Source organism: uncultured Phascolarctobacterium sp. (assembly GCF_937920985.1).
Lineage (GTDB): Bacteria > Bacillota > Negativicutes > Acidaminococcales > Acidaminococcaceae > Phascolarctobacterium_A.
On sequence record NZ_CALDXR010000057.1, the window covers coordinates 17,781 to 42,832 of the forward strand.

Annotated in this window: 23 protein-coding genes and 3 tRNA genes; 4 read left to right on the plus strand and 22 right to left on the minus strand. The window is 49.8% G+C overall.

Annotation, left to right across the window (positions count from 1 at the left end; genetic code table 11):
* The 22 genes from Q0612_RS09705 to ybaK form a co-directional block, all read right to left on the minus strand.
* On the minus strand, positions 1–825 hold the full coding sequence (locus tag Q0612_RS09705; protein WP_298884061.1) for a TlyA family RNA methyltransferase: 825 nt from the start codon (positions 823–825) through the stop codon (positions 1–3).
* Positions 822–2,714, minus strand: a complete 1,893-nt coding sequence (dxs, locus tag Q0612_RS09710; protein ID WP_298884064.1) for a 1-deoxy-D-xylulose-5-phosphate synthase — start codon at positions 2,712–2,714, stop codon at positions 822–824. Before dxs ends, Q0612_RS09705 begins: the two co-directional genes overlap by 4 nt.
* A 2-nt stretch (positions 2,715–2,716) precedes the next feature.
* On the minus strand, positions 2,717–3,592 hold the full coding sequence (locus Q0612_RS09715; protein WP_293723442.1) for a polyprenyl synthetase family protein: 876 nt from the start codon (positions 3,590–3,592) through the stop codon (positions 2,717–2,719).
* Positions 3,592–3,849, minus strand: a complete 258-nt coding sequence (xseB, locus tag Q0612_RS09720; protein WP_293388542.1) for an exodeoxyribonuclease VII small subunit — start codon at positions 3,847–3,849, stop codon at positions 3,592–3,594. Before xseB ends, Q0612_RS09715 begins: the two co-directional genes overlap by 1 nt.
* A 3-nt stretch (positions 3,850–3,852) precedes the next feature.
* Entirely contained in the window at positions 3,853–5,058 is a 1,206-nt protein-coding gene (gene xseA, locus Q0612_RS09725) for an exodeoxyribonuclease VII large subunit (protein ID WP_298884068.1), read from the minus strand.
* Positions 5,051–6,007: an O-sialoglycoprotein endopeptidase gene (locus Q0612_RS09730; protein WP_298884071.1), complete on the minus strand. Its 957-nt coding sequence runs from the start codon at positions 6,005–6,007 to the stop codon at positions 5,051–5,053. Before Q0612_RS09730 ends, xseA begins: the two co-directional genes overlap by 8 nt.
* A complete protein-coding gene (nusB, locus tag Q0612_RS09735) occupies positions 6,004–6,468 on the minus strand; it encodes a transcription antitermination factor NusB (protein WP_298884074.1) in 465 nt (154 codons plus the stop codon). The genes Q0612_RS09730 and nusB overlap by 4 nt, the downstream gene beginning before the upstream one ends.
* Positions 6,469–6,613: 145 nt before the next feature.
* Entirely contained in the window at positions 6,614–6,841 is a 228-nt protein-coding gene (locus Q0612_RS09740; protein WP_293723430.1) for a DUF2273 domain-containing protein, read from the minus strand.
* Between the two features lie 12 nt (positions 6,842–6,853).
* The gene (gene amaP / locus Q0612_RS09745) at positions 6,854–7,375 is read right to left on the minus strand and encodes an alkaline shock response membrane anchor protein AmaP (RefSeq protein WP_298884079.1); all 522 of its coding nucleotides are present in this window, start codon (positions 7,373–7,375) and stop codon (positions 6,854–6,856) included.
* Between the two features lie 5 nt (positions 7,376–7,380).
* Positions 7,381–8,001 carry an Asp23/Gls24 family envelope stress response protein gene (locus Q0612_RS09750; RefSeq protein WP_298884082.1) on the minus strand — a complete coding sequence of 207 codons (621 nt, stop codon included), beginning with the start codon at positions 7,999–8,001 and terminating at the stop codon, positions 7,381–7,383.
* Between the two features lie 273 nt (positions 8,002–8,274).
* Complete coding sequence (gene tkt / locus Q0612_RS09755) at positions 8,275–10,257, minus strand: transketolase (RefSeq protein ID WP_298884084.1); 1,983 nt, start codon at positions 10,255–10,257, stop codon at positions 8,275–8,277.
* Positions 10,258–10,697: 440 nt separating this feature from the next.
* Entirely contained in the window at positions 10,698–11,687 is a 990-nt protein-coding gene (locus Q0612_RS09760) for an autotransporter outer membrane beta-barrel domain-containing protein (RefSeq protein ID WP_298884086.1), read from the minus strand.
* A 14-nt stretch (positions 11,688–11,701) separates the two neighbouring features.
* Entirely contained in the window at positions 11,702–12,157 is a 456-nt protein-coding gene (dut, locus tag Q0612_RS09765; RefSeq protein ID WP_293687988.1) for a dUTP diphosphatase, read from the minus strand.
* Positions 12,158–12,226: 69 nt separating this feature from the next.
* Positions 12,227–14,314, minus strand: coding sequence for a polyribonucleotide nucleotidyltransferase (locus Q0612_RS09770; protein ID WP_298884089.1), 2,088 nt, complete (start codon positions 14,312–14,314; stop codon positions 12,227–12,229).
* A 186-nt stretch (positions 14,315–14,500) separates the two neighbouring features.
* Positions 14,501–14,899: a hypothetical protein gene (locus Q0612_RS09775; protein ID WP_021719777.1), complete on the minus strand. Its 399-nt coding sequence runs from the start codon at positions 14,897–14,899 to the stop codon at positions 14,501–14,503.
* Positions 14,900–14,915: 16 nt separating this feature from the next.
* The gene (locus Q0612_RS09780; RefSeq protein ID WP_298884093.1) at positions 14,916–16,460 is read right to left on the minus strand and encodes a hypothetical protein; all 1,545 of its coding nucleotides are present in this window, start codon (positions 16,458–16,460) and stop codon (positions 14,916–14,918) included.
* A gap of 52 nt (positions 16,461–16,512) precedes the next feature.
* Entirely contained in the window at positions 16,513–16,956 is a 444-nt protein-coding gene (gene larC, locus Q0612_RS09785; protein ID WP_298884096.1) for a nickel insertion protein, read from the minus strand.
* An 11-nt stretch (positions 16,957–16,967) separates the two neighbouring features.
* Positions 16,968–17,924 (minus strand): LarC family nickel insertion protein, encoded by a 957-nt coding sequence (locus tag Q0612_RS09790; protein WP_298884099.1) that lies wholly within the window; start codon positions 17,922–17,924, stop codon positions 16,968–16,970.
* A gap of 67 nt (positions 17,925–17,991) precedes the next feature.
* The gene (gene larE, locus Q0612_RS09795) at positions 17,992–18,825 is read right to left on the minus strand and encodes an ATP-dependent sacrificial sulfur transferase LarE (protein WP_298884101.1); all 834 of its coding nucleotides are present in this window, start codon (positions 18,823–18,825) and stop codon (positions 17,992–17,994) included.
* A 749-nt stretch (positions 18,826–19,574) separates the two neighbouring features.
* The gene (gene larB, locus Q0612_RS09800) at positions 19,575–20,342 is read right to left on the minus strand and encodes a nickel pincer cofactor biosynthesis protein LarB (RefSeq protein ID WP_298884103.1); all 768 of its coding nucleotides are present in this window, start codon (positions 20,340–20,342) and stop codon (positions 19,575–19,577) included.
* 135 nt (positions 20,343–20,477) lie between these two features.
* Positions 20,478–21,968: a threonine synthase gene (gene thrC, locus Q0612_RS09805; protein ID WP_298884104.1), complete on the minus strand. Its 1,491-nt coding sequence runs from the start codon at positions 21,966–21,968 to the stop codon at positions 20,478–20,480.
* 156 nt (positions 21,969–22,124) lie between these two features.
* Entirely contained in the window at positions 22,125–22,610 is a 486-nt protein-coding gene (ybaK, locus tag Q0612_RS09810) for a Cys-tRNA(Pro) deacylase (protein ID WP_298884106.1), read from the minus strand.
* 97 nt (positions 22,611–22,707) lie between these two features.
* Between ybaK and nadE the strand changes: the two genes are divergently transcribed.
* The 4 genes from nadE (at position 22,708) to Q0612_RS09830 (ending at position 24,961) form a co-directional block, all read left to right on the plus strand.
* Positions 22,708–24,600 (plus strand): NAD(+) synthase, encoded by a 1,893-nt coding sequence (gene nadE, locus Q0612_RS09815; protein WP_298884109.1) that lies wholly within the window; start codon positions 22,708–22,710, stop codon positions 24,598–24,600.
* A gap of 119 nt (positions 24,601–24,719) precedes the next feature.
* Positions 24,720–24,796: transfer RNA gene (locus Q0612_RS09820), tRNA-Pro, on the plus strand.
* 5 nt (positions 24,797–24,801) lie between these two features.
* A tRNA-Gly gene (locus tag Q0612_RS09825) sits at positions 24,802–24,875 on the plus strand.
* Between the two features lie 9 nt (positions 24,876–24,884).
* Positions 24,885–24,961 (plus strand) — tRNA-Arg (locus Q0612_RS09830).
* Positions 24,962–25,052: the final 91 nt, after the last annotated feature.

Below are 25,052 nucleotides of genomic sequence, written 5' to 3' on the forward strand. Positions count from 1 at the left end.
TCATGCCTCTGTCTTTTCTGCTTTCTTATCTAAGTCGCCATGACTGCGGCCTACAAGCTGTGCTACCTGCTCGCTGCTTACGGCATCGTCGTCACCCAGCGTCAGGTGCAACAGATATTCAATATTGCCCTCCGGTCCCTTAATCGGAGAAAAGTCCAGACCAGCAATGCCGAAGCCTTCGCTCTTGGCAAAGCCGATAACGTTGTTAATAACCTGCTTATGCACAGCAGCATCACGCACAACGCCCTTCTTGCCGACATTTTCCTTGCCTGCTTCAAACTGCGGCTTGATTAAAGCCACTACAAAGCCTTCAGGCTTAAGGATTTTATGTACCGCCGGCAAAATTTTATCCAGCGAAATAAAAGCTACGTCGATGGTAGCAGCATCAACCTGCTCGGGCAGACTGTCTGCTTCCAGATAACGCACGTTGGTGCGCTCCATGTTCACTACGCGCTCATCGTTGCGCAGCTTCCATGCCAGCTGACCATAGCCTACGTCAATCGCATACACCTTCGCCGCACCGTTCTGCAGTGCGCAGTCGGTAAAACCGCCGGTAGAAGCGCCAATATCGGCTACAACCTTGCCATCTACGCTGATGGGGAAAATCTGCAAAGCCTTTTCCAGCTTAAGACCGCCGCGGCTTACATAGGGCAGCTTGTTGCCCAGCAGACGGATAGTAACCTCCGGGGCCACCGGTGTACCCGGTTTATCTATTTTCTGTTCGTTGACCAAAACCTGTCCTGCCATAACAGCAGCCTGTGCCTTAGCACGGCTTTCAAACATACCGCGGTTAACTAACAGAACATCAAGTCTTTCTTTTTTCACTCTTCTTCACCCTTTACAAATGCTGCAGCCTTGGCAGCAATGGTTGGCGTATCCAGTCCCAAATCACGGAACAGCAGCTTTTTGTCACCATGCATTACAAATTCATCGGGAATACCGAAGCAACGCACCTCACACTGCTCCAGCAGTTTATTTGCATTAAGCTCTTCGAGAACTGCGCTGCCGACACCGCCTGCCAGTACGCCTTCTTCCAGAGTAATAATCTTGCCATAGCTTTGCGCATGCCCCCGCAAGAGTTTAGCATCAAGCGGTTTGGCAAAGCGCATATTCACAACGCCGGCACTGATTCCCTGCGCTTCCAGCAGCTCCGCTGCATCCAGCGCAGTCTGCACCATACTGCCAATCGCCCAGAAACAGACATCCTTGCCGGTACGCAGTACCTCTGCCTTACCAATCGGCAAATCCTGCCACTGCGTATCCAGCGCAACGCCCACACCGCTGCCGCGCGGATAGCGCACGGAAACAGGTCCGTCAAAATCCAGCGCTGTTTTCAGCATGTGTTGCAGTTCATTCTCATCCTTCGGCACCATAATGGTCATGTTGGGAATGCTGCGCAGATAAGCGTAGTCAAAAACGCCATGATGCGTATAGCCGTCATCACCGACAAGACCGGCACGGTCCAGACACAGCGTTACGTGCAACTTCTGCATGCAGATATCGTGCATAATGGAGTCATAAGCACGCTGCATGAAGGTAGAATAAATTGCTGCCACAGGCTTCATTCCGGCAGCAGCCATACCTGCAGCCGCAGTAACCGCATGTTGCTCGGCAATACCTACGTCAAAGAAATGGTCCTTGTGCGCCTCGGCAAAAATATTCAAGCCGGTGCCATCAGGCATTGCAGCCGTAATACCAACAATTTTATCGTCGGTATCAGCCAGCTTGCTCAAGGTTTTACCAAAAACCTCGGTATAGCTTACGGGTGCATTCGGATTAGTAATCTTTTTGCCGGTAGCAATATCAAAGGGGCCTGTACCGTGGAACTTATTGGGGCTTTCTTCCGCAGGCTTGTAGCCCTTGCCCTTTTTCGTCAGCACGTGTACCATAACCGGTCCGTCAATCTTTTTGGCAGTCTGCAATACATCCAGCAAGCCATCCAGATCGTGTCCGTCAACCGGTCCCAAATAAGTAAAGCCAAGCTCTTCAAAAATAGAAGTCGGCACCATCAGGTACTTTACGCTGCCCTTCAGGCGGCGGATAGCCTTCAGCACATCACTGCCGAACTCCATATTCTTGAGCCAGCCCTCAATATCATTTTTAATTTTATTATAGGTTTCGCCTGTACGCAGCTGATAAAGATATTCGCTCATCGCGCCCACGTTTTTGGAAATAGACATTTCGTTATCGTTGAGCACAACAATCATATTCTTATGCAGCATACCGGCATTGTTCAGCGCTTCGAAAGCCATACCGCCGGTCATGGAGCCGTCACCGATGACAGCTACAACATTATAATCCTCTCCCTGCAGGTCGCGGGCGCAGGCCATGCCAAGCGCTGCAGAAATAGACGTACTGGAATGACCGGTACCGAAGGCATCGTGCTCGCTTTCGCTGCGCTTAGGGAAACCGGAAAGACCGCCGTATTGGCGCAGCGTAGGAAATTGCTCCCTGCGTCCGGTAATAATTTTATGGATATAGGCCTGATGACCTACGTCGAAAATAATCTTATCTTCCGGTGTATTAAAAACCTTATGTAAGGCTAAAGTCAGCTCTACTACGCCCAGATTCGGCGCCAGATGGCCGCCGGTGTGCGAAATAACGCTAATTAAAAGCTGTCTGATTTCCTTAGCCAACTGCTCCAGCTGCGGCACGGAAAGCTTTTTGACATCAGCCGGTGAATTAATTTTATCTAAAAATTTATTCTCTGCCATAATTACTTCTTTCTGTCAGTCATCAGGCGGGTAATTTCACGTAAAGGCTCTGCGTTCTCGCCAAACATTTCCAGACATTCCAAAGCCTCTGCCACAGTCTTTTCTGCCAGCTCATGTGCTGCCTGCAGGCCGTACAGTGTTACATAAGTAGATTTGTGGTTCTTGGCATCGCTGCCTACCGGCTTGCCAAGCTCCTCCTCAGTGCCTTCGACATCAAGGATGTCATCGGTAATCTGGAAGGCAAGTCCAAGCAAATCAGCAAATTTGGTGAGCGCCAAAAGCTGCTGATCATTAGCGCCGGCCAGATGCGCACCGCCGCGGATGGCAGCAATAAAAAGCGCACCGGTCTTGCCCGCATGCAGTTTGCGCAGCTCATCCGGCGTAATCTTTTTGCCTTCAAATTCCAAATCAAGGCCCTGACCGCCAACCATGCCAAAGTTACCGGCACACATAGCCATTTCACGTACAGTTTCAATCAGAACCTTAGGGTCAACATTCTTCTGCTCCAGCATTACCTCAAACGCCAAAGTGAGCAGGCCGTCACCGGCAAGCACTGCCATGGCCTCACCAAAAACCTTATGGTTAGTCAGACGGCCGCGACGATAATCATCGTCATCCATGCACGGCAGGTCATCGTGAATCAGAGAATAGGTGTGAATCATTTCCAGACCGCAAGCCACAGGCAAATAATTGTAGCCCTTGCTGCCCACAGCCTCTGCCGCAGCCATCAGCAGAATTGGACGAATGCGTTTACCGCCTGCCATCAGGCTGTATTCCATAGCTTCATCTACCTTGGAAATACCCTTTTTAGCAATTCTGTTCTTCAAATAGTTTTCTACAAGTTTTTGCTGGTTAGCATAATAAGCTTTAAAATCCATTATTTTACCTCCAAATCCTGGAATGCTTCTAATTTATAGCCAACGTCGTTACTGTCGGTAACAACGATTTTTTCAACCTCCTGCTTCACTGTTTCCAATCTGCTGCTGCAGACACGGCTCAGCTCCACACCGTATTTGAATACCTCCAGAGCCTTGTCCAAAGGCAGCTCGCCGCTTTCCAGAAGCTGTACCTGTGCTTCCAGCTCGCTTAAGGCATCTTCAAACTTAATGTTCTTTGCAATCTTTTTCGTTGCCATCCTTTACCGCCTTTCTACCTGCTGCACAACCGAGGTTATCACACCGTCTGCGACTGTTGTCAGCAGCTCATCACCCCATCTGAGGTCATCAACACTGCTTACCAGCGTATAATCGGATTTTTGGCTCACAGAATAGCCTCGTCCCAAAACAGCCAGCGGACTGAGGCTGTCCAGCCTTGCCGCCGCCAGCGCCAGCTTATGCTCATCCTGCTGCAGATGCAGCTCTAAGGCCTCACGCAGTCTGCGCGAAGCAGTATCAAGACGCTGCGCCTGGTCGGCAAAAAGCCTTTCCGGGTCACGCAACGCCCACGAATTAACTAAATTATCCAATCTGCGCTGCTGCTGCGTCAGCAATGCTGACAGCAGGCTACGCGCACGCTGCTCCAGATAGGCAACGCGTTGCTTATAGCCTTCAACATCAGCCACCACCAGCTCCGCGGCCTGCGACGGTGTCGCAGCCCTCACATCAGCAGCAAAATCACACAGCGTAAAATCTGTCTCATGGCCTACGGCACTGACCACCGGAATTTTGGAGGCAGCTACCGCTCTTACGGTAACTTCTTCGTTAAAAGCCCACAAATCCTCAATAGAACCGCCGCCACGTCCTACAATAAGGACATCAGCCAGCTTTTTACGGTTAAAGAATTCAATCGCCGCAGCAATTTCCGCCGCAGCGTCCTCGCCCTGCACCTTAACAGGATAAAGCAACAGCTTAATCCCTTGATTTCTCCTGCGTGACACTGTTATGACGTCACGCACAGCGGCACCTGCAGGAGAGGTAATAATACCCACAGTGCGCGGATGCAGCGGCAGCTGCTGTTTACGTTCAGGCGCAAACAGGCCGGCACGCTCCAGCTTCTGCTTGAGCTTTTCGTAAGCCTGCATCAAATCGCCCACGCCCTGCTGCAGCAGTAAATCAGTATACAGCTGATAAACGCCGTCGCGTTCATAAACAGCCAGTCGGCCAACTGCTACCACAGTATCGCCGTTTTGCGGCTGAAAGCGCAAATTAATAGCCTTGCTACGGAACATTACGCATTTGAGCACCGCACCGGCGTCCTTCAGCGTAAAGTAGCAATGACCTGATGGATAGCGCTTAAAATTGGAGATTTCACCGACAACCTGCAGATTACGCAGCTCCGGCTCCTGCTCCAGTATATGCTTTATGAAATTATTTATTTCGCTTACCGAATAAACAGCTTCAGTCATTTTCTTTATGTAATCTCCAGGCAACAGCGGCACAACCGCTGGCATTATCACAGCTGAAGCGACCTTCGGGCACCCACAGGCGCACACGGCGCTTCGCCAGCTTTTCTTCAACATGCTTGCGGATGTACTTGTTGGAGCCGACGCCGCCAACCAAAATCACATCTCGCACACCATATGCCGCTGCGCCGTTACGCAGCAGACGGGCAAAGGTTTCCGCCAGCGTATGCTCCACCCCCAAGGCCAGAGAAGCAGCATCTGCCCCCGCCTCCAGCTTGCGCATAGCGGCAGTTGCAGGTCCCGATAAGCTCACATCAAGCTTACGCACGGACACCGGCAGCTCCAGCGGCGCTTCCGCCTGCATAGCAAGCTGCTCCAGCGCCGGACCGGTCGGAAACTGCAGTCCCAACGCCACACCGATGCGGTCCACAAACTGACCGGCATGCAAATCCAAACTGCCGCCAACCTGCGTCAGGTTGTAGCGGCTGTCCTCACGGCGTTCGCACAGCAGCAAATCAGTAGTACCACCACTGGCATGCAGCAGCAAAAAACGCTCCGCCTGCGGTCCGCCTGCCGACCAAAGACCGGCCTCCAGGTGATTTTCCTGGTGGCTGATGACCTCCAGCGGCACCTTATAGGCAGCCGCCAGGCTGCGAGCGACGCTCATGCCGGCTAGGAACGCCGGCATATAGGAGTCCGCGAGCGGACGCGGATAACCGCTGACACCAATTGCCGCCAAGGTGCAATCCTTATCGGCAAAGACCTCCTCTACCAAACGCGGTAGATTGCGTGTATGCTGAAAAACCATCTCGGACTGCTGCAGGCCGCAGCGTCCCGGCTTAACGCTCAAAATCTGTCTGGCCTCGGCAAGCAGACTGCCATCCTCCGCCAAAAGTGCGGCAGAGGTAGTATAACAGCTGGTATCAATGCCTAAATAAACCTTTTGGCTCATTTTCTTGTCAGCTTACCTAAAACACCGTTGATAAAGCGCGGAGATTCTTCGGTACCATAAGCCTTGGCAATTTCCACTGCCTCATTGATAGCAACACCTGCAGCCAAAGCAGGCTTTTCATGGCGCATTTCAAAAACTGCTACGCGCAGGATATTTCTGTCGGTAGCAGGCATACGCTCTACTGTCCAGTCGGTTGCACAGCTGTTCAAAGTCGCATCAATAGCCTCTTTGTTTTCTACAACACCGTTAACAAGCACCATAGAATACTTCTTAACATAGTTTCTGGCACTTGCTGCCCCCAGCTCCTTATGCTGGTCCAAAGCCTTGTCTACCGCAGCCTCCGGATGCAGCTCCTCGTGCTCATCTAAAGCTGCGTCAACAGCCTGTTCTACCTCATTACCGGTAAAGTCTATTTGGAATAATGCCTGTAAGGCAACCTCTCTTGCAAGTCTACGAATCATTTGCACACTCTCCTTGTATAAAAAATATTAATAAATATCTTGTATGATGATGGATTCAGATTAGGCAGATAGTACCTTATTTTTCACCGCTACCTATTAATTTGAGGCGAAACAAACGGTGCCTTATCTTTCGCCGCTACCGCTTTTATCTGTGATAGCCTGGCGGCAGTAACCTATCCAACCACTCCAGCAAATCCTCTTTTTTATCCAGCTTGCAACCGATAAAAAAGCCCAAGCCGATGCAAAGCATCAAAAACAGTGCCTGAAAAAAGCCCAACCACAGCACTATCACGCCAATAAACAAGCCAAATACCGAGCACAGCAGGCGGCCGCGATAATTATTCCAGATATCATTGAGAATATCGTTCAACATAGCTTCTGCCTCCTATTCTTCCTTTGCCTTAATCTGTTTGAAGAACAGCTCTATTTCCTTAACCTCTATACCGGTAACCTTTTTAATCGTCTCACGGACATTAGTCTTAATCTCACCGGAGGTTTCCGGAATATTTATGCCGGGTTCAATCGAAGCATTAATGCGTACATCAATGCATTGATCCTCCAGCTTCACAATAACCTTTACATGATGGATGCCGTATATTTCCTGCGACAGAACAGCAATATAATCCTCCAATGCGCCCTTGCCTACAAGCACCTTGCCCTTATCACTGTCACTTAGCTTCAGCGAGCTTACGCCCGTCAGCCCCAAGCCGGTAATCAGCAGGCGCAGGCTTACCAAAAGCATAATCACGCCGCCCACAGCATAAACCCAGTTGCCCGGGATATGGCTGATAAACGCTACCATACCGGTATCCGAAAAAACGCCCAGACTGCACAGCAACGTCAGCACCGATGCTACTGCCATCAATATCGTATACAGTGTCAGGATAATTCTATCCGCAATACACATAGCCGTTAATCCTCCTCCAAAAATTTCCTATGCTTTTCGTCCATGTCCTCCTCCGGCGGCAGCTTAAAATCATGGTCATCATGCAGATTAACCAGCTGCTGCTCAAACGAATTGGCCTCCGTTGCTTCCGCACTCTTAGCCTGCGCCTGCAAAATTTCCGCCATATCAACATCAGATGAGCTTTCCTTTTCCAGCTCACTCGCACGCCGTTTTGCTACGCCTTCGACATTGACGTCCACAAACTGCACCTCATAACCGGTCATCGCCTCAATAGCATCCTTAACCTTTTCCTGTACCTCCAAAGCAATCTCCGGAATGCAGCAGCCGTATTCGACATTAATATAAACGCTGGCATTTACCAGCTTGCCTTCAAAATGCAATCGCACACCTTTAGAAGCATTTTCCTTGCCCAAGAAGCGGTTAATGCCATCTGTCAGGCCGCCGCTCATGCCAACAACGCCGGGAACCTCCTGTGCCGCCAGACTGGCAACGATACAGATAACCTCGTCAGCGATACGGATATCTCCATATTCCTCGCCATCCTGGGCCTGTGCTGCTTCGGCAGCAGCTTCAGCGGCCTCATTGGCCTTGGCCCTGATAGTTTCCTTTATATTTTTTTCTTCCATATCCGGCACCTCCTGCTCGCTTACGCGCCGCCCAAAATGCAGCAGCGTAATGAAGACAGTTATACATTTTTATTTTCTTATTATACCACAATTTATGCAATCCGTATGCATAAAATGTATAAAAAATAACTGCTTAGCCTACTTATGATTGATTCCGCTTTTCGCTTACTATACATGAGCAACACAAGGGAACGCAGTACTTCACACATCATATGCTGCAACGCAAAAAGACCACTCCGCAGAGTGGCCTCTAAGCTCAATTTAAACTTACAATTACAGCGCTGCTTTAACCTTTGCAACCAGGTTTTCAACAGTAAAGCCGTATTTTTCCATCATTACATCGCCAGGTGCAGAAGCGCCGAAGGTGGTAATGCCCAGAACATTCTTTTCAGTGCCGGTGTAGCGGCTCCAACCGTAAGGAACACCAGCTTCAACAGCAAATTTAGTTACGCCTGCAGGCAGAACGCTTTCTTTATACTCATCGCTTTGAGCATCAAAAGCATCCCAGCAAGGCATAGATACAACGCTAACGTCAATGCCCTCTTCTGCCAGCTTAGCCTGTGCAGCCAGTGCCAGATGAACCTCACTGCCGGTACCGATCAGAACAGCCTTAGCCTCGTTCTTAGCCGGACTCAGTACATAAGCGCCCTTATGAGCGTTTTCATGGATGGTTGCTGCATAATCGTGCAGAACGGTCAGCTTTTGACGGCTCAGCAGCAGGCAGGTCGGCTTATGCTTGCTCAGGCAAGCCTGTTGCCATGCGGTAGCAGTCTCCAGAGCGTCAGCCGGGCGGATAACGCTTACGTTCGGAATCAGACGCAGTGCCATAGTGGTTTCAATCGGCTGATGAGTAGGACCGTCTTCGCCCAGCGCAATGCTGTCGTGAGTCAGTACGAATACAGACTGAATGCCCATGAGTGCTGCCATACGGATGGTAGGACGCAGGAAGTCAGCGAATACCAGGAAGGTACCGCCGAAGGGAATGAAGCCGCCATGCAGAGAAATGCCGTTCAGAACGGTACCCATAGCGTGCTCACGAACGCCAAAGTGAATATTGCGGCCAGTTCTGTCCAGCTTGGAGAAGTAACCGCCGGTTTTCATGATAGTTTTGTTGGACGGGCCAAGGTCAGCACTGCCGCCAACCAGCTCCGGCAGCTGTGCAGCCAGAACCTGGATAATATCGCCGCTTGCCTCGCGGGTAGCGTTTTTAACGGTATCCTTGAAGATTGCTTCCAGAGCAGTCAGGTTAACCATGGAGTTGCCGGCAATGCGGTCTTCCAGTTCTTTAGCCAGCTCAGGATATACCATTTTATAGTCATCCATCAAAGCCTTCCAGGCAGCTTCATTTGCAGCGCAGCCATCCAGCTTAGCAGCAAAATGCTCTTTAACCTCAGCAGGTACATAGAACATTTCCTGCAGCCAGCCAGCCTTTTCCTTAGTAGCTGCCAGTGCTTCGCCGCCCAGCGGCTCGCCATGGCAGGACGGGCTGTCCTGTTTCGGGCTGCCGAAGCCGATGTGAGTGCGTACAATAATCAGAGAAGGATGCATGGTATCAGCCTTAGCCTCTTCGATTGCTGCCTGCATAGCGTCAACATCCTCGCTGCTTGCTACGCGCAGAACCTGCCAGCCATAAGCCTTGAAGCGAGCTTCAACATCCTCAGTGAAGGCAATATCGGTGCTGCCTTCGATAGTAATTTTATTGTCATCATATAAGTAAATCAGTTTGCCCAAGCCAAGGGTACCTGCCAGAGAAGCAGCCTCGCAGGAAACGCCCTCCATCAGGTCACCATCAGAGGTCAGACCAAAGGTGTAGTGGTCAACAACCGGGAAATCAGGTTTGTTGTACTTTGCGCCCAGCATAGCTTCTGCAATAGCAAAGCCAACGCCCATAGCAAAGCCGTGGCCCAGAGGACCAGTGGATACGTCAACGCCAGGAGTCAGACCGAATTCCGGATGCCCCGGAGTCTTGCTGCCCCATTGACGGAAGTTTTTCAGCTCGTCCAGGGACAGGTCATAGCCTGCCAGGTGCAGCATAGCATACAGCAAAGCGCTGCCGTGACCCGGAGAAAGGATGAAACGGTCGCGGTTGAACCATTGCGGATCAGCCGGATTATAATTCATAAAGCGGTCCCAAATGGTGTACATCAAAGGAGCGGTACCCAGAGGGAAACCAGGATGGCCGGATTTAGCCTTTTCTACCTGGTCTGCTGCCAAAAAGCGAAGAGTGTTTACACATGCCTGATCAATTTTCTGCATCGAGAAAACCTCCATTTTTCCAAAATTATCTAAACTAATTATATCATAAATCGCTATATTGTCTACACTTTTTCGTTAAAATTGTAAACTATTTACACTTTTAACTGAATCCCTAAGTGAACGAAATAAAAATGATTACGAAATTCTAAGCAAGCAAACGATGAAAAATTTTAAAATTCACCAGGGATTCTATAAAAAGTACTAACAATCAACAAACAGAAAAAGCTCAAAAAACGCAGTAACCATGCGCTTTTCGAGCTTTTTATTCTTTTCCAGCTGTCAAAGTTGGGAGTATATTACACTCATAAGTATTTGTCAATGGATAAAATTTTAAAAAGCTAAATAGCTAAGCAAGATGTAAAGATTTTACAAAAACTACGTTTACTACTACCTAACGGTAGTAGCATTGAGCATAGCCAAAAGAAAATTTTCACTTCACATCAAAAAGCCCAGTTCAGCTTCACGTCCGCCATCAGCTCACGGTCATGCTCGCCTTCGAGCCAGGCGCCCTCCGCCGTCGCAGAAAGGTTTTTTGTCAGCTTCAGCGTTCCGCCCAGCGTCAAATGCAGATAATCCTTGTCGATATCCTGCGAGTAGTGTTGCCCAGATTCAGTACCTTTCACTGTGAAACCAAACACAGGTCCCTCACCCGCAAACACACGCTTATAGCCAAGGCGGACAGCATAATTGCCGTTTTGCAGCTCACGCCGCAGCTCTACACCAGTCTCCCCGGCCAGATAATTATTGTTTATAGAAGCGTGTACAAGATCAGGATAACCAGGAATAGCTTGACGATAGCTCTTTTGCATATAGCGCGAGGCCTGCACATTCACATAGGGCGAAACATGATAGGTTTTGCCATCATCATGATGCAAATCATACTTATATTCGCCGCCCAGCTCTACAATCTGACCGCGATACTTATCGTCTATGCTCTGCCCATTAACCAGTCCATTATAATGATTGCCCAGCTTACCATAGTTCACATAACCATACTGCTGCACAGCACCATGCTGCTTACCCATGTACGCACCAATGCGCCAGTCCTGCTGCAAGGCCTCGGTGCCGCCGCCATTAAGCTCCGTATGATTATACATGCCATAAATACCAGTGCGCGTCTCCTTGCCCGTATTCATATCCATGCCTACAGCTACAGAACGGCTTTTGCCACTTACAGCATCATCGCCATAGCTCTCCCATTCGCTAAAAGAACGCAGCCACCAATCCACATCACTGTGCTTCACCTGCGGATTCCAGATAGCCTGCAAGCGTCCGCCTGCATAGCGCTGCATAGCAGTAGAGCGCTGCACCTGCACTATCTGCGACGTTTGTACCAGCTGCTCATCAGACAGAGTACTTGCCTGAGCTGCTGCTGCAAGGCTCATGGAAGCCAAAAGTGCTGCTGTAAAAATCTTATAGTTTTGTTTCATAATGCTTTCTTCCCTCAATTCTTGCCGGTACTGCCGAAGCCGCCTGCACGTACAGCCTTCTCCACCTTATCGTCATCGTCAACGGTCAGATAGTTGTAGAAAATGCCCTGTGCAATGCGTTCGCCCTGCGGAATCGTCACAGCCTCACTGCCCATATTCAGCAGTGCCACCATAATGTGACCTTCGTTATCAGCATTATTATAATAATCGGCATCAATAATGCCCACGTTGTTCACGAGCATCAAATGCTTCTTTACAGCCATACTGCTGCGAATATGCAGACCAAGGAATTCGCCGGCCTGCATATAAGCCTTCACGCCTGTCGGCACCAGCACCAGCTTGCCCGGCTCCAGCACAACCTCTTCCGCTGCGCTGATATCATAGCCGGCGGAAAGCTCCGTCTTACGCTCCGGCATGGGGAACTCCACCTGCATATACTTGGCAACCTTTTCAAAACCACGTGTTTTCATTAGCAACTCACTCCTCCAATTTACAAAAAAGAGCTGTCACAAATGCGACAGCTCTTTTAAATTCACAAATTATTTTTGCACGCTCTTCATCAGAACAGCCTTGCGGGACAGGTTAATGCGGCCCTTGTTGTCGATTTCAGTAACCTTAACAACAATTTCATCGCCAACACTTACAACATCCTCAACCTTATCTACATGCTCGGTAGACAGTTGGGAAATATGCACCAGACCTTCCTTGCCCGGCAGAATCTCAACGAAAGCACCAAAGTTCATCAGACGGGTAACCTTACCGGTATAAACCTTGCCAACCTCAGCCTCAGCGGTAATGCCCTCGATCATCTCGATAGCCTTATTAGCAGCTTCGGTGTTAACAGCAGCGATAAATACGCGACCGGTATCATCGATATCAATCTTAGCGCCGGTTTCGTCAACAATCTTCTTGATCATCTTGCCGCCAGGTCCGATAACCTTAGCAATCTTATCAGGATCTACATGGATAGTAGTAATCTTCGGAGCATATTTGGACAGCTCTTTGCGCGGTTTGCTGATGCATTCCATCATTTTGCCCATGATGAATTCACGGCCGCGTTTAGCCTGTGCCAGAGCCTGGGTGAAGATATCCTTGTTGATACCGTCAATCTTAATATCCATCTGGATAGCAGTAATACCTTTTTCGGTACCTGCAACCTTAAAGTCCATATCGCCCAGAGCATCCTCCAGACCTTGGATATCAGTCAGAATAGTGAAGTATTCGCCATCCTTAACAAGGCCCATAGCAACGCCGGCAACAGGAGCCTTAATAGGAACGCCTGCATCCATCAGGGACAGGGTGCTTGCGCAAACAGAGCCCATAGAGGAAGAACCGTTGGATTCCAGAACCTCGGATACCAGACGGATTGCATACGGGAACTCCTCTTCAGAAGGAATAACCGGACGCAAAGCACGCTCAGCCAGAGCACCATGACCGATTTCACGACGGCCGGGGCTGCGCAGAGGTTTGGTTTCGCCTACGCTGTACGGCGGGAAGTTGTAGTGATGGATATAACGCTTGGTTTCCTCAGCGCCAAGACCATCAAGAATCTGTGCTTCACGCAGCGGAGCCAGAGCCAGAACGTTCAAAATCTGAGTCTGACCACGGGTGAACAGAGAGCTGCCATGCGGACGAGCCAGCAGGCCAACCTCGCAGCTTACCGGACGTACTTCGTCTAATTGACGGCCGTCAGGACGAATCTTATCTACAGAGATAGTGCGGCGAACGATTTTCTTAACCAGTTTTTGGGTGATGTAAGCAACGTCTTTAGCATTATCAGGATATTTCTCCAGGAATACTTCAGCGATTTCAGCTTTAACCTTAGCAACGTTTTCTTCGCGCTCCAGCTTGTTAGCATCCATCAGAGCATCTTTGAGCTTTTGAGCACCGTATTCTTCGATTTCCGCAACCATTTCTTCAGGCGGAGCATAGAACGGAACTTCCATTTTCTCTTTGCCGATTTCAGCAACGATTTTCTCCTGGAACTCTACGAGCTGTTTGATTACGCCATGACCGAACCAGATAGCGTCCAGCATGGTTTCTTCGGAAACTTCGTTAGCACCTGCTTCTACCATCAGGATAGCGTCTTTGGTGCCGGCAACAGCCAGGTTCAGTTGGCTGATTTTAGCCTGTTCAACAGTCGGGTTGATGATGAATTCACCATCAATCAGGCCTACGCGCACACCGGCGATAGGACCTTCGAACGGAATATCGGAAATAGACAAAGCGCAGGATGCACCGATCATAGCGGGCATATCCGGAGCATTGTCTGGATCAACGGAAACAGCGGTAGCAACTATTTGTACATCGTTGTGGTAGCCTTCCGGGAACATCGGGCGAATCGGACGGTCAATCAGACGGCTGGTCAGGATAGCCTGCTCAGACGGACGGCCTTCGCGTTTAATAAAGCCACCGGGGATTTTACCTACGGCGTACATTTTTTCTTCAAAATCAACAGTCAAAGGGAAGAAGTCTACACCCTCACGCGGGGTCTTGGTGCCGGTAACGGCAACTACTACGGCGGTATCGCCATAACGAACTAATACAGCGCCATTAGCTTGTTTTGCAATCTTGCCGGCTTCAATAGTAAGAGTTCTGCCGCCAAGATCCATGCTGTAACTATGCATATCTTATGCCTCCTATTCTTTTCACACATTGTGTACCTGCATATTATTCGCCGTCAATCAGAAAAATCCTCTATATTTTTACGGCTTTTTAAAATTTTTTTGAAAAAATTTCTACAACAGACCAAAACAGCCGGCAGGTCTGCCCAAGGCAACACTGCCGGCCGTCAGAAATACATTTTTACGCCATTAAAAGCCCATAAAAAGACGCATAATAAACAAAACTATTGCGCCGACAGCGGCAAAGACAATAAACGTCGGCAGCAAAAAGAAGATAACTGCCACAATGCCGCACAAAATCAGAAAAGTAATCAGAATGCCGCTGCCGCAGCCAAAGGTATGTACCTTGATATTCGGCGGCACCTGCTGCTGTCTTTCATTATAAGCATCAGCACCGCTGTCATATACAGCGCCTTCCCTGGCACTTTTGTTTTCCTCTGTGCCTGCGCTCTCGTCTATCGTCACGCCCTCAAAGGTATCGCGCTCCTCCGGACTGAGCACCTGCGCATCAATCTTGAACTGATAATGGCAGTACGGACATTCCACCGTGCCGGGAGCAACCTCGTGGCCGCAAAAATCACACTTCATATTCTGGTGCCTCCTCTCACTGCAGCAGCATCAGCAGCAAACCCTCTTCGTTAACGTAACGCGGGTCGTGCGCCTCCAGCTGCAAGGTTTCATTTAGCATATCTATCATCTGCTTCAGCTTTACATGGTCGGTAGCACGGCACATAGCAAAAACCTGCTTTTCCGTAAAGGTATAAACATCATTCAGCTTCACAAAGCAGTACATAACAGCTGCCGTCCAATGCTCAAAATCAGCGTCTGTATTATCAGGCAAAGAATTGCCACAAAGCATAAAATCGCTCCACATGGTACGCATCAGCTGTATATCATAGGCAGAAAAAAGGCCTGTTCCTCTAAGAGATTCCAGCATTGCCGAGGTCTTGTCCTCAAGCAGCGCCGCAGGCTGATAATCACTTATCTGCGTACTGAAATTAAAGCCCTCCATACGCACATAGATGGCATACAAAACAGAAACATGGCGCACGAACATCGGATTACGGTTGATGAACTCCTCCCAGCTCATCTCGCCGCTTTGGCGCACGGCAAACCAGTCTTTCGCCGCACTGACAACCTCGAAAAAGCGTTTACGCGAGGTCTGCGACATCACCAGTCCGCGCAGGAAGTTCATCACCATAGTATTTTCATAAAAAATATGGCCCATGAAAATATAGCCTTCTGTGTCAATATTATCATCTACCGGCAGCATCAGCGTATATTTTTCATTGGTGAAAATATTTCTGCAGACATACATTCCCTCCTCCGTGCGTCTTTGCACATCAAAGAGAACCAGCTTTGCCTTAATCAGCTCATTCAAAATATCAACGGAGGTATCCATCTCGGAAGCATCACGGCAGATTACATCATGGTAATGCTGCAGCGGCGTTTTGTCATCTTCAAGCAAGCGATAGTCAAAAAGAAAATAATCCCAAAAGGTCTGTGAATATTCCTCCGTGCCCGGCTTTTCCTGAACTGTACCGTTCTGAAAAATACCGCCGAAGAGAAAATCGGCCCGCTCCAAATCGCGACGGAACTGCTTCTGCGTATAGTAGCTTTGCACATCATCCAGCAAATTATGCATTCTCTCGCCGATATTCAAGTACACCTTCGTCGGCAAATCCGGCGTAGAATACAGATTGTAGCGGTCATTCCCAGGCAAAAAGCTGCCGTCCTTGCCGACAATCTGCAGTTTTCCGTCAGCCAACAGCTTGGCTTTGGCTTCGGCAGGCGCATTATCACGGGTAATAATGCGTTTCTTTTTCATATATGCATAAAACTCCTGCATAACATCCAGGAAATGTGCGATGTTACTCTCCGTTGCCGGGAAGCCGGAAACATTGCGGCAGCACCAGCCCACGCAGTCAATAAAATCCTCGCGCGACATATCACCGAGAAAGTTCTCGGAATTGCCAAGGTAAATACAAAGAATCGTAATATAATCCCAAATCTTGACAAGCTCGCCGTCCTTGGCTCCCTGCCAGGTTTTATAACGCAGGAAATCCTCAGCACAGGCTTGCTGCAGTACCGAATTCCATTCTTCATCCTGCGTATAAAATTCTTCTATCAAATCGAAAACATTAGTCATTTTTTCTCCATTCTCTGACGTATTATGGAGATATTATACCACACTTTTGTGGCTAATTTATGTTTTTTTGCGCCAGCTGTGCCGCCAGATAGATATCCTGCAGCGGCACTCCCTGCTCCTGCGCCAGTTTGGCAGCGCTGTCATATTCAACATAACAGCGTTCGCCGTTCTCCAGCAGGCAGCGCTTCACCGCTACATCACCGTAAGCAGTGTGCACCACATCCCTGCGACGCGGCAGCACAGTGCGTTCCATGCGCGCACAACGGATACCGATGGTTGTCGTTTCCGCAAAAATCAGCGCTTCCAGCTTCGCTCTGTCCTCCTCGCGGCAGATAACAGTAAGCTCCCACGCCGGACGGTTCTTCTTCATAAACACCGGATGATAATGAGCATCCAGCGCGCCTGACGCCAACAAGCGCTCCAGCGTGTAGCCCAAAAGCTCGCCGCTGCAGTCATCAATATCAGACTGCAGCTGGCAGATGCAATCTGTCTGCAAAGCATTGCTATTTACAGAGTTTTTTTTTTCGCATTATCCTCAATCAGCAGCGCACGCAAAATGCTGGGACGCTCATACTGACGCTTGCCTGCGCCCAAACCGATGCCCAGAATCTTAAAGCTCTGCGGCAGCTCGTCCGTAGTCATCAGCGCAGCAGCGGCAGCAGCACCGGTCGGTGTAACAAACTCGCCCTGCACTGGCAGCAAGCGTACATTAAAGCCAAAGCGCTGCATAATATTTGCCGTTGCCGGAACAGGCACCGGCAGCACGCCATGCTGGCAGCGGACAGTACCGCGGCCCTCGCACAGCTCCGTCACAATTACGTTTTCAACACCAAGACTGTCGGCACACACAGCAATCGCCACAATATCAACGATGGAATCAATCGCGCCAACCTCATGGAAATGCACTGCATTCTTCTCCACTGCATGTGCCTTCGCCTCGGCATCCGCAATAATATCAAAAATTTTCAACGCCAATGCCTTGGCTGCAGCACTCATATCCGTAGCATCAATAATCGCAATAACCTCCTGCAGACCACGATGCTCATGGTGATGATGATGCTCATGCGGCACATGGCTGTGCTCATGATCATGTTCGTGGTCATGATGATGTTCGTGCTCGTGCTCATGGTCATGGTCATGATGATGTTCATGCTCGTGCTCATGCTCATGGTCATGATGATGTTCGTGTTCGTGCTCATGGATATGCACTACAGCATCGCCGTTGCCATGCAAAAAGGCCATATCATGGTCATGATTAGCATGCTCCTCGTCCAGAATAACATCAAAATCGCAGCAGTCAACGCCTGCCTTAGACACTCTGCTGATTTTATATTCAAAGCCCTTCGCAGGAATACTCTTCAGAGCCTTATCCAGTGCCTCTTTGTCCGCGCCTAAATCCAAAAGTGCTGCTACCAGCATATCGCCGCTGATACCGGCATTACATTCCAAATATAAGCTTTTCATAATTTTCCTCCTGACTCTATTCTGCGTAATCGTCATAGACTACTAGTAAAATTCGCTGTAAAGATAATTAATCCTGCTTTAGCGTTTCATTCATACTGCCAGTGCGGTAGCCCTGCAAATCAAGCGCCACATAAGCAAAGCCTGCAGCCTTCAATCCTTTGTAAATCGTGCTGCGCATCGGCTCCGCCACTGCCAGCTCCAGCTGCTCGGGCAACAGCTCAACGCGCGCCAAACTGCCATGCACACGCACACGGAACTGCTTAAAGCCCAGCTCCCACAAAAGCTGCTCCGCCTTATCCACCGCCGCTAGCTTCTCCGCTGTAATACGCTCACCGTATACAAAGCGCGAAGCAAGACAAGCAAATGACGGCTTATCCCAAGTCGGCAGCTGCAGCTTATGCGACAGCAGGCGGATTTCCTCCTTCGTCAGCTCTGCAGTGCGCAGTGGGCTCTGCACCTCCAGCTCCGCCAAAGCCCTCAGACCAGGGCGGTAATCGCCAAGGTCATCCATATTCGAGCCCTCGCAAAGCACAGCGCCGTTCTCCCGCGCAATGCGCAGGAAATTGCTGAACAGCGTTTTTTTGCAGATATAGCAGCGGTCCGGCGGATTTTCGGCAAACCCCGGCACCTGCAGCTCATCAAAATCAAAGTAAAGATGACGGATTCCCCGCTTCCGACAGAACTCCTCTGCCTCTGCTATATCACGCTGCGGCACAACGCCGGAACGCGCCGTCACCGCAAGCGTATTGTCGCCAAGAGTCAGGTGCGCCGCCTGCAGCAAAAACGTCGAATCTACACCGCCGCTGAACGCAACCAGCACACTGCCCAAGCGCCGCAGCTCCTGCTGCAGCACAGCAAACTTGGCTTCCGCCTGCATTTCTAAAGCTTTATCTTCCGGCATAATAGTTCTCCCTCATAAATTTTAAATACATAGCTTGCGTTTCCCCCTTCCACCTCACTACGTTCGGCACCTTCCCCAAGGGGCAGGCAAGAAAGGTTGCACAAGCAATTAATATATCGCAGTGAAAACATAAAAATTTTATGGAATAAGTGTTTGGAACCATAGAAGTGTCGCAACTGTTTGAGCGATAAGCTGACTACTGTAGCAACATCTCTTAGCATAGCGCGATTTTTGCGGCACTTCGACCTGGTTCCACACGAAATTACCGTCCGCAAATCGCTTCTTCATATTTACCATCAAACATACAACTCATCAAGCGATTTGCGGGAAAATTTTTCTTTGCAACGCGATATATAAATTGCGACGCTTACAGTCCCCTCTCCGTCATCGCTTCGCGATGCCACCTCTCCCCTAGGAGAGGCAAGAAGTCTGGCAGAAAACCATGACAAGCAATTAATATATCGTGTAAGGAATAGCAATTTTAGCAAATGAGTGCCTGGAACCATAGAAGCAAGGGTACGTAACATTCTCTTACCATATAACAAATTTTACCGAAGCTTCGTCCTGCTTCCGCACGAAATTTGCGTTATGCCCTAAGGCATAGGAAAATTGCTACTGACTGGAACGATATTTAATTGCGACGCACACGCCCCCTTCCGCCTCGCTTAGCTCGGCACCTTCCCCAAGGGGCAGGCAAGACTAAGAGCATCAGACTTGGTTTCCCCTTGGGGAAACTGTCGCGTAAGCGACTAAAGGGGGGAACGCATACACTCCTGCTTACACGCCAGCCTGTTAATCTGCGTCGCAATAATCCCCGCGCCATATCCATTATCAATATTCACAACCGAAACACAGTTAGCGCAGGAATTAATCATCGTCAGTAGCGCACTCAGTCCATGAAAGCTCGCACCGTATCCGACAGAAGTCGGCACCGCAATCACCGGATTACGCACAAGGCCACCGATAACACTCGCCAGCGCACCCTCCATACCAGCAGCCGTCACCACACAATTCGCCTGCTGCAGCAAATCCATCTTATCCAAAAGACGGTGAATACCGCTCACGCCAACATCGTAAAGCCTCTCCACATGCGTCCCGAAAAACTCCGCCGTCTGCGCCGCCTCCTCCGCAACGGGAATATCAGCAGTACCCGCAGTACACACAACAACGCAACCGCTCCGCTCCTTATCCGGGCGCTCCTGCTTCAGCGTCCGCGCCACCGGGTCATAAACAATATCAGGCAGCTGCCGCCGCACCAGCTCATACTGCTCCGGCGTTGCCCGCGTGCCGAACACCTCACCCTGCTCCGCCAAAAGACGCTTATAAATATCCGCCAGATACGCATCCGGCTTACCGCTGCAATAAACAACCTCCGCAAAGCCGGTACGCTGCTCACGCGAAGTGTCAAGACGCGCATAATTCAAATTCTCATACGCCTTGCGATTAAAATAACGCTCAGCCTCAGCCACCGAGAGCTTACCGCTGCGCACCTGTTCAAGTACACTCCTGGAGTCCACTATAAACCTCCTCTTATGACAAAGACTTAGTCCGCTGTTCGGCAGACTAAGTCTTGCATATATAAATATTAAATTTCGGTTTTATTATAGCGAAAACATACCCGCAACGCAAGTATTCTTCACATCAAGCCACAATTATACAAGGTTCTTCACAACCGCCAGCTCCATCTTGTCCGCAGGAATAACCTCGGAATGCAGTACAGGCAGGTTCTCCAGAGCCAGCATACGCTGCGGAATCTCCGTACCGCTATCGGCATGCAGCTTTTGCAGCAGCTCGAACGGATTACTGCCCTGCGGCTGCGCATCATCAAGCGCTGCCAGCACGCTGTCGGCAAATTTATACGGACTTGCGGTAGACAGCACCACAGTGTAAGTCTCGTCACTCGTCAGGAAGCGATATTTTTCCATTGCGCGCCAAGCAACGGCAGTATGCGTATCCATCAGATAATGGTAATCATTATAAATACGGCCGATAGCCTCCTTAGTTTCCAGCTCATCAACCCAAGCGCCAAAGAACTGGCTCTGAATCTGCTTCAGATCATCGCTGTCAATCTCATAATGACCTTCGGTATTCAAACGCTTCATATAATCAGCTACGCGTGCAGCATCATGCTCCGTCACGCTGTAAAGCAGGCGCTCCAGATTACTGGAAACAAGAATATCCATAGAAGGAGAAACAGTTTTAAAGAACTCACGGCGTCTGTCATAAACACCGGTATTGATAAAATCAGTCAGGACATTATTGCTGTTGGAAGCGCACAGCAGTCTGTCAATCGGCAGGCCCATCAGCTTAGCATAATAACCGGCCAGAATATCACCGAAATTACCGGTTGGAACAACGAAATTGATTGGCTGACCGGCAGTAATCTTACCTGCCTTAATAGCATCAACATAAGCGCTGAAATAATACACAATCTGCGGTACTAAGCGGCCCCAGTTAATAGAATTGGCAGAAGAGAAGGTATAACCCTTCTTCTCCAGCTCATCACTGAGCGCAGTATTGCCAAAAATTTCCTTCACGCCGCGCTGAGCATCATCAAAATTACCCTCAATGCCAAAAACCTTCACGTTCTTGCCGGCCTGGGTAATCATCTGCTGCTTCTGGATATCGCTTACGCCCTCGCTGGGGTAGAAAACAATAATCTGCGTACCCGGAACATCAGCAAAGCCCTCCAAAGCTGCCTTGCCTGTATCACCGGAGGTCGCAACCAGAATAACAACCTTATTCGTTTCACCCGTCTTCTGCATCGAGCGTGTCAGAAGATGCGGCAAAAGCTGCAGCGCCATATCCTTAAAAGCAGACGTCGGGCCATGCCACAGCTCCAGCACAGCGGTGTTGTCATTCACCTGTACCAAAGGCACAGGATTATCACCGAATTTTTCCGGCGCATAAGCAGCATTTACACATTCACGCAGCTCGTCCTCGCTGAAATCAGTCAAATACTGCAGCAGCACATCAACGGCACGCTCCGTATAAGGCTTGTGCTCCATTGCCTTTATATCAACCATACGCATCGCAGGAATATTCTGCGGTACAAACAATCCTCCATCTGCTGCCAGGCCGCGGGTAATCGCATGCGCAGCAGAAACTAAATCAGTTTTCCCTCGTGTACTAACATATAACATAAATTCAACCTACTTTCTTCTATAGTTTTTGACATCATACTGCCTTCAACGTTAACTATACGTCTTCAGGCCAGCACAGCCGTATTTCTTCAAAACACAATTGTGCAAATAGGTTATCAAGATTATAATAGCACATTTTATAAGAAGGAACAAGAGTTACTCTGCAAAAATAAGCGGCGCCACTGTTGCAGAGGTAGCACGCTGCAAATCAGCAGGTGCTGCAATAATCTGCATACCGCGCTGACCGGCACTGATTGCAATCTCCGGCCAGTTATTGCTCGTCTCGTCCATATATACAGGATAATTTTTCTTTGCACCCAGCGGTGAACAACCACCGCGGATATAGCCTGTCAGCGGCAGCACCTCCTTCAGGTGCACCAGCTCGGCACGCTTATTGCCGCTGGCTCTAGCCAAAGCCTTCAAATCAAGCTCACCGTCACCGGGAATTACGGCAAACATAATGCCGTTCTTGTCACCGCGTACTACCAGTGTTTTGAATACCTGTAATGCAGGCATGGCAACCTCTGCGGCAACATGCACAGCATCCAGATGCTCCTCGTCTACCGGATATTCCATAATACGGTATTCTATCTTCAGCTCGTCCAGACGGCGGGCTGCATTAGTTTTTTTGTTATGTTTCATCAGGAAAAACCCCCTCTATGCTAGAGAAATTACTTCATCTCTGTTATAATAGCACTATAGTAATGTAAAATGCAAATAAAATTGTGAGGACAATAAATTGAAGCTGAAAATTATCTGCGGACAGCTGGAAATTACTTCCGGCCGTCCTGATGTAAACTATAAGAAAATCATTGACACTATTGAAAAAGCACGCAGCCTTGAGACCGATATCCTGCTTCTGCCCGAAATGGCACTGCCGGGTTATCTTATCGGCGACATTTGGGAGCAGCAGACCTTTTTGGATGACTGCGCCTATTATGCCGAAAAGATTGTCGCTGCCACCGAAAACATCTGCGTTATCTTCGGCAGCGTTGCCACCGAGCCCGGTAAGCTCAACGAGGACGGACGCGTGCGCAAGTACAACGCCGCCTTTGCCTGCCAAAACGGTAAGCTGCTCGGTGGTTATCAGGGACGCAGCTTCTTCATCAAGAACTCGCTGCCCAACTACCGCGAATTTGATGACTGCCGTCATTTTTACAGCCTGCAGAAGCTCTGCGCCGAAGAAGGTGCAAGCGTCAGCGAAGCACTGCAGCCTTTGGAAATCGTCATCCGAGGCACCAGCCTGCGCATCGGCGTCATGCTGTGCGAGGACGGCTGGACGGAAAACTATCACCTCAACGTACCGCAAACGCTGGCAGCCAACGGAGCACAGCTTTTATGCAACCTTTCCTGCTCACCCTACACGCTGGGCAAAAACCGTAAGCGCAACCGCCTTTTCAGTGCGCAGGCATGCACCGCAAGCATTCCGCTTATCTATTGCAACAACGTCGGTATCCAGAATAACGGCAAGAATATCTTCACCTACGACGGCTGCAGCTCCGCTTATAACGGTGACGGCAGTCTGGTAACCTCTGCGCCCATGTATGAGGACACCTTTTTGGAATTGACCTGGGATACAGAAGCAAACCACCTTATCTCCACCTGCCCGCCGGCCGTGCTGCCCCAGGAGCCGGAATCCGTTTACCGCGCCCTTCGCTACGGCACAGCCAAATTTCTGCAGCAATGCGGCATCAAACGTATGACCATCGGTCTTTCCGGCGGCATCGACAGCGCCGTAACCGCCGTGATGTATGCAGATATCCTGGGACCGGAAAATATCCTGCTGCTCAACCTACCTTCACGCTTCAACTCCGCTGCCACGCGCAACAGCGCGCAGCAGCTGGCGCAGGCACTTGGCGCCAACTACGCCGTAATGCCTATCAGCGAAAGCTATGAGCTGACGGTTAAGCAGCTGGAGCAAACGCCCATCATCCATCTGGCAGACGGTTCAAACTTCAACCTGCAGCTCAGCGGACTGATTAAAGAAAATATCCAGGCCCGCGACCGCGGTGCACGTGTCATCGCTGCTGCGTCAGCAGCCTTCGGCGGCGCCTTCAGCTGCAACTCCAACAAAGCAGAGCTGGCTATCGGCTACGCCACCTTCTACGGCGACATCTGCGGTGCTATGGCCATGATTGGTGACCTGTGGAAGCATCAGGTTTATGCGTTAGGACGCTATCTTAATGAGGAAGTCTACAAGCGCAAGGTAATCCCTGAAGCCATCTTCACCATCCGTCCCAGCGCCGAGCTTTCGGATGCGCAGACAGTAGGCAACGGCGGCGATCCGCTTGTTTATAGCTATCACGATTATCTGCTGCGTGCCTTTATCGAAAACTGGCATAAAACAACTCCGGCAGACATCCTGCGCTGGTACAAGGCAGGCACGCTGGCTGCAGAGCTAGGCTGTACGCAGGAAGCAATTGATGAGGCCTGCTCCGACGCTGCTGCGCTGATTGCCGATTTGGAACGCTGGTGGAAGCTGTTCGCAGGCTTTGCTGTTGCTAAACGCATTCAGGCACCGCCTGTTTTGTCGCTCACCAAGCGCGCCTTTGGCTACGACCACCGCGAAGCACAGCTCACACCTTATTTCTCGCGTGAATATTACGAGCTGAAGGAAGAACTGCTGCAGTAAAAAAGCTTATCCGGCAGAAGAAAAATATGCTTTTATATTTTTCTTCTGCTTTATGATTAACAAACTATATATTTTCTCTTGACATCTGTTTAATTAAATAGTATAATACCTTTTGTATTCGGGGTGTAGCGCAGTTTGGTAGCGCACCTGCCTTGGGAGCAGGGTGTCGCAGGTTCGAATCCTGCCACTCCGACCATTTGCGCGGGTGTAGTTTAGTGGTAAAACCTCAGCCTTCCAAGCTGATGTTGTGGGTTCGATTCCCATCGCCCGCTCCAAATTAATATGGTTCAGTAGCTCAGTTGGATAGAGCAACGGCCTTCTAAGCCGTGGGTCGGGGGTTCGAATCCCTCCTGGATCACCATGAGAGAAACCCCGCAACCATGCAGGTTGCGGGGTATTTTTGTGGTGCGCCCAGCATGGGCGATAACTAGGTGGTGAAAGTCCACTACGCG

Excerpts from the sequence above, each read along its gene's own strand:
- xseA (WP_298884068.1), bottom strand. The coding sequence starts at position 5,058 with ATGACTGAAGCTGTTTATTCGGTAAGCGAAATAAATAATTTCATAAAG.
- thrC (WP_298884104.1), bottom strand. The coding sequence starts at position 21,968 with ATGTTATATGTTAGTACACGAGGGAAAACTGATTTAGTTTCTGCTGCG.
- Q0612_RS09775 (WP_021719777.1), bottom strand. The coding sequence starts at position 14,899 with ATGAAGTGTGATTTTTGCGGCCACGAGGTTGCTCCCGGCACGGTGGAA.
- nusB (WP_298884074.1), bottom strand. The coding sequence starts at position 6,468 with ATGATTCGTAGACTTGCAAGAGAGGTTGCCTTACAGGCATTATTCCAA.
- larE (WP_298884101.1), bottom strand. The coding sequence starts at position 18,825 with ATGCCGGAAGATAAAGCTTTAGAAATGCAGGCGGAAGCCAAGTTTGCT.
- Q0612_RS09715 (WP_293723442.1), bottom strand. The coding sequence starts at position 3,592 with ATGGATTTTAAAGCTTATTATGCTAACCAGCAAAAACTTGTAGAAAAC.
- amaP (WP_298884079.1), bottom strand. The coding sequence starts at position 7,375 with ATGTGTATTGCGGATAGAATTATCCTGACACTGTATACGATATTGATG.
- ybaK (WP_298884106.1), bottom strand. The coding sequence starts at position 22,610 with ATGAAACATAACAAAAAAACTAATGCAGCCCGCCGTCTGGACGAGCTG.
- Q0612_RS09760 (WP_298884086.1), bottom strand. The coding sequence starts at position 11,687 with ATGAAACAAAACTATAAGATTTTTACAGCAGCACTTTTGGCTTCCATG.
- tkt (WP_298884084.1), bottom strand. The coding sequence starts at position 10,257 with ATGCAGAAAATTGATCAGGCATGTGTAAACACTCTTCGCTTTTTGGCA.
- Q0612_RS09780 (WP_298884093.1), bottom strand. The coding sequence starts at position 16,460 with ATGACTAATGTTTTCGATTTGATAGAAGAATTTTATACGCAGGATGAA.
- Q0612_RS09790 (WP_298884099.1), bottom strand. The coding sequence starts at position 17,924 with ATGAAAAGCTTATATTTGGAATGTAATGCCGGTATCAGCGGCGATATG.
- Q0612_RS09770 (WP_298884089.1), bottom strand. The coding sequence starts at position 14,314 with ATGCATAGTTACAGCATGGATCTTGGCGGCAGAACTCTTACTATTGAA.
- Q0612_RS09740 (WP_293723430.1), bottom strand. The coding sequence starts at position 6,841 with ATGTTGAACGATATTCTCAATGATATCTGGAATAATTATCGCGGCCGC.
- dxs (WP_298884064.1), bottom strand. The coding sequence starts at position 2,714 with ATGGCAGAGAATAAATTTTTAGATAAAATTAATTCACCGGCTGATGTC.
- xseB (WP_293388542.1), bottom strand. The coding sequence starts at position 3,849 with ATGGCAACGAAAAAGATTGCAAAGAACATTAAGTTTGAAGATGCCTTA.
- Q0612_RS09730 (WP_298884071.1), bottom strand. The coding sequence starts at position 6,007 with ATGAGCCAAAAGGTTTATTTAGGCATTGATACCAGCTGTTATACTACC.
- Q0612_RS09750 (WP_298884082.1), bottom strand. The coding sequence starts at position 8,001 with ATGGAAGAAAAAAATATAAAGGAAACTATCAGGGCCAAGGCCAATGAG.
- dut (WP_293687988.1), bottom strand. The coding sequence starts at position 12,157 with ATGAAAACACGTGGTTTTGAAAAGGTTGCCAAGTATATGCAGGTGGAG.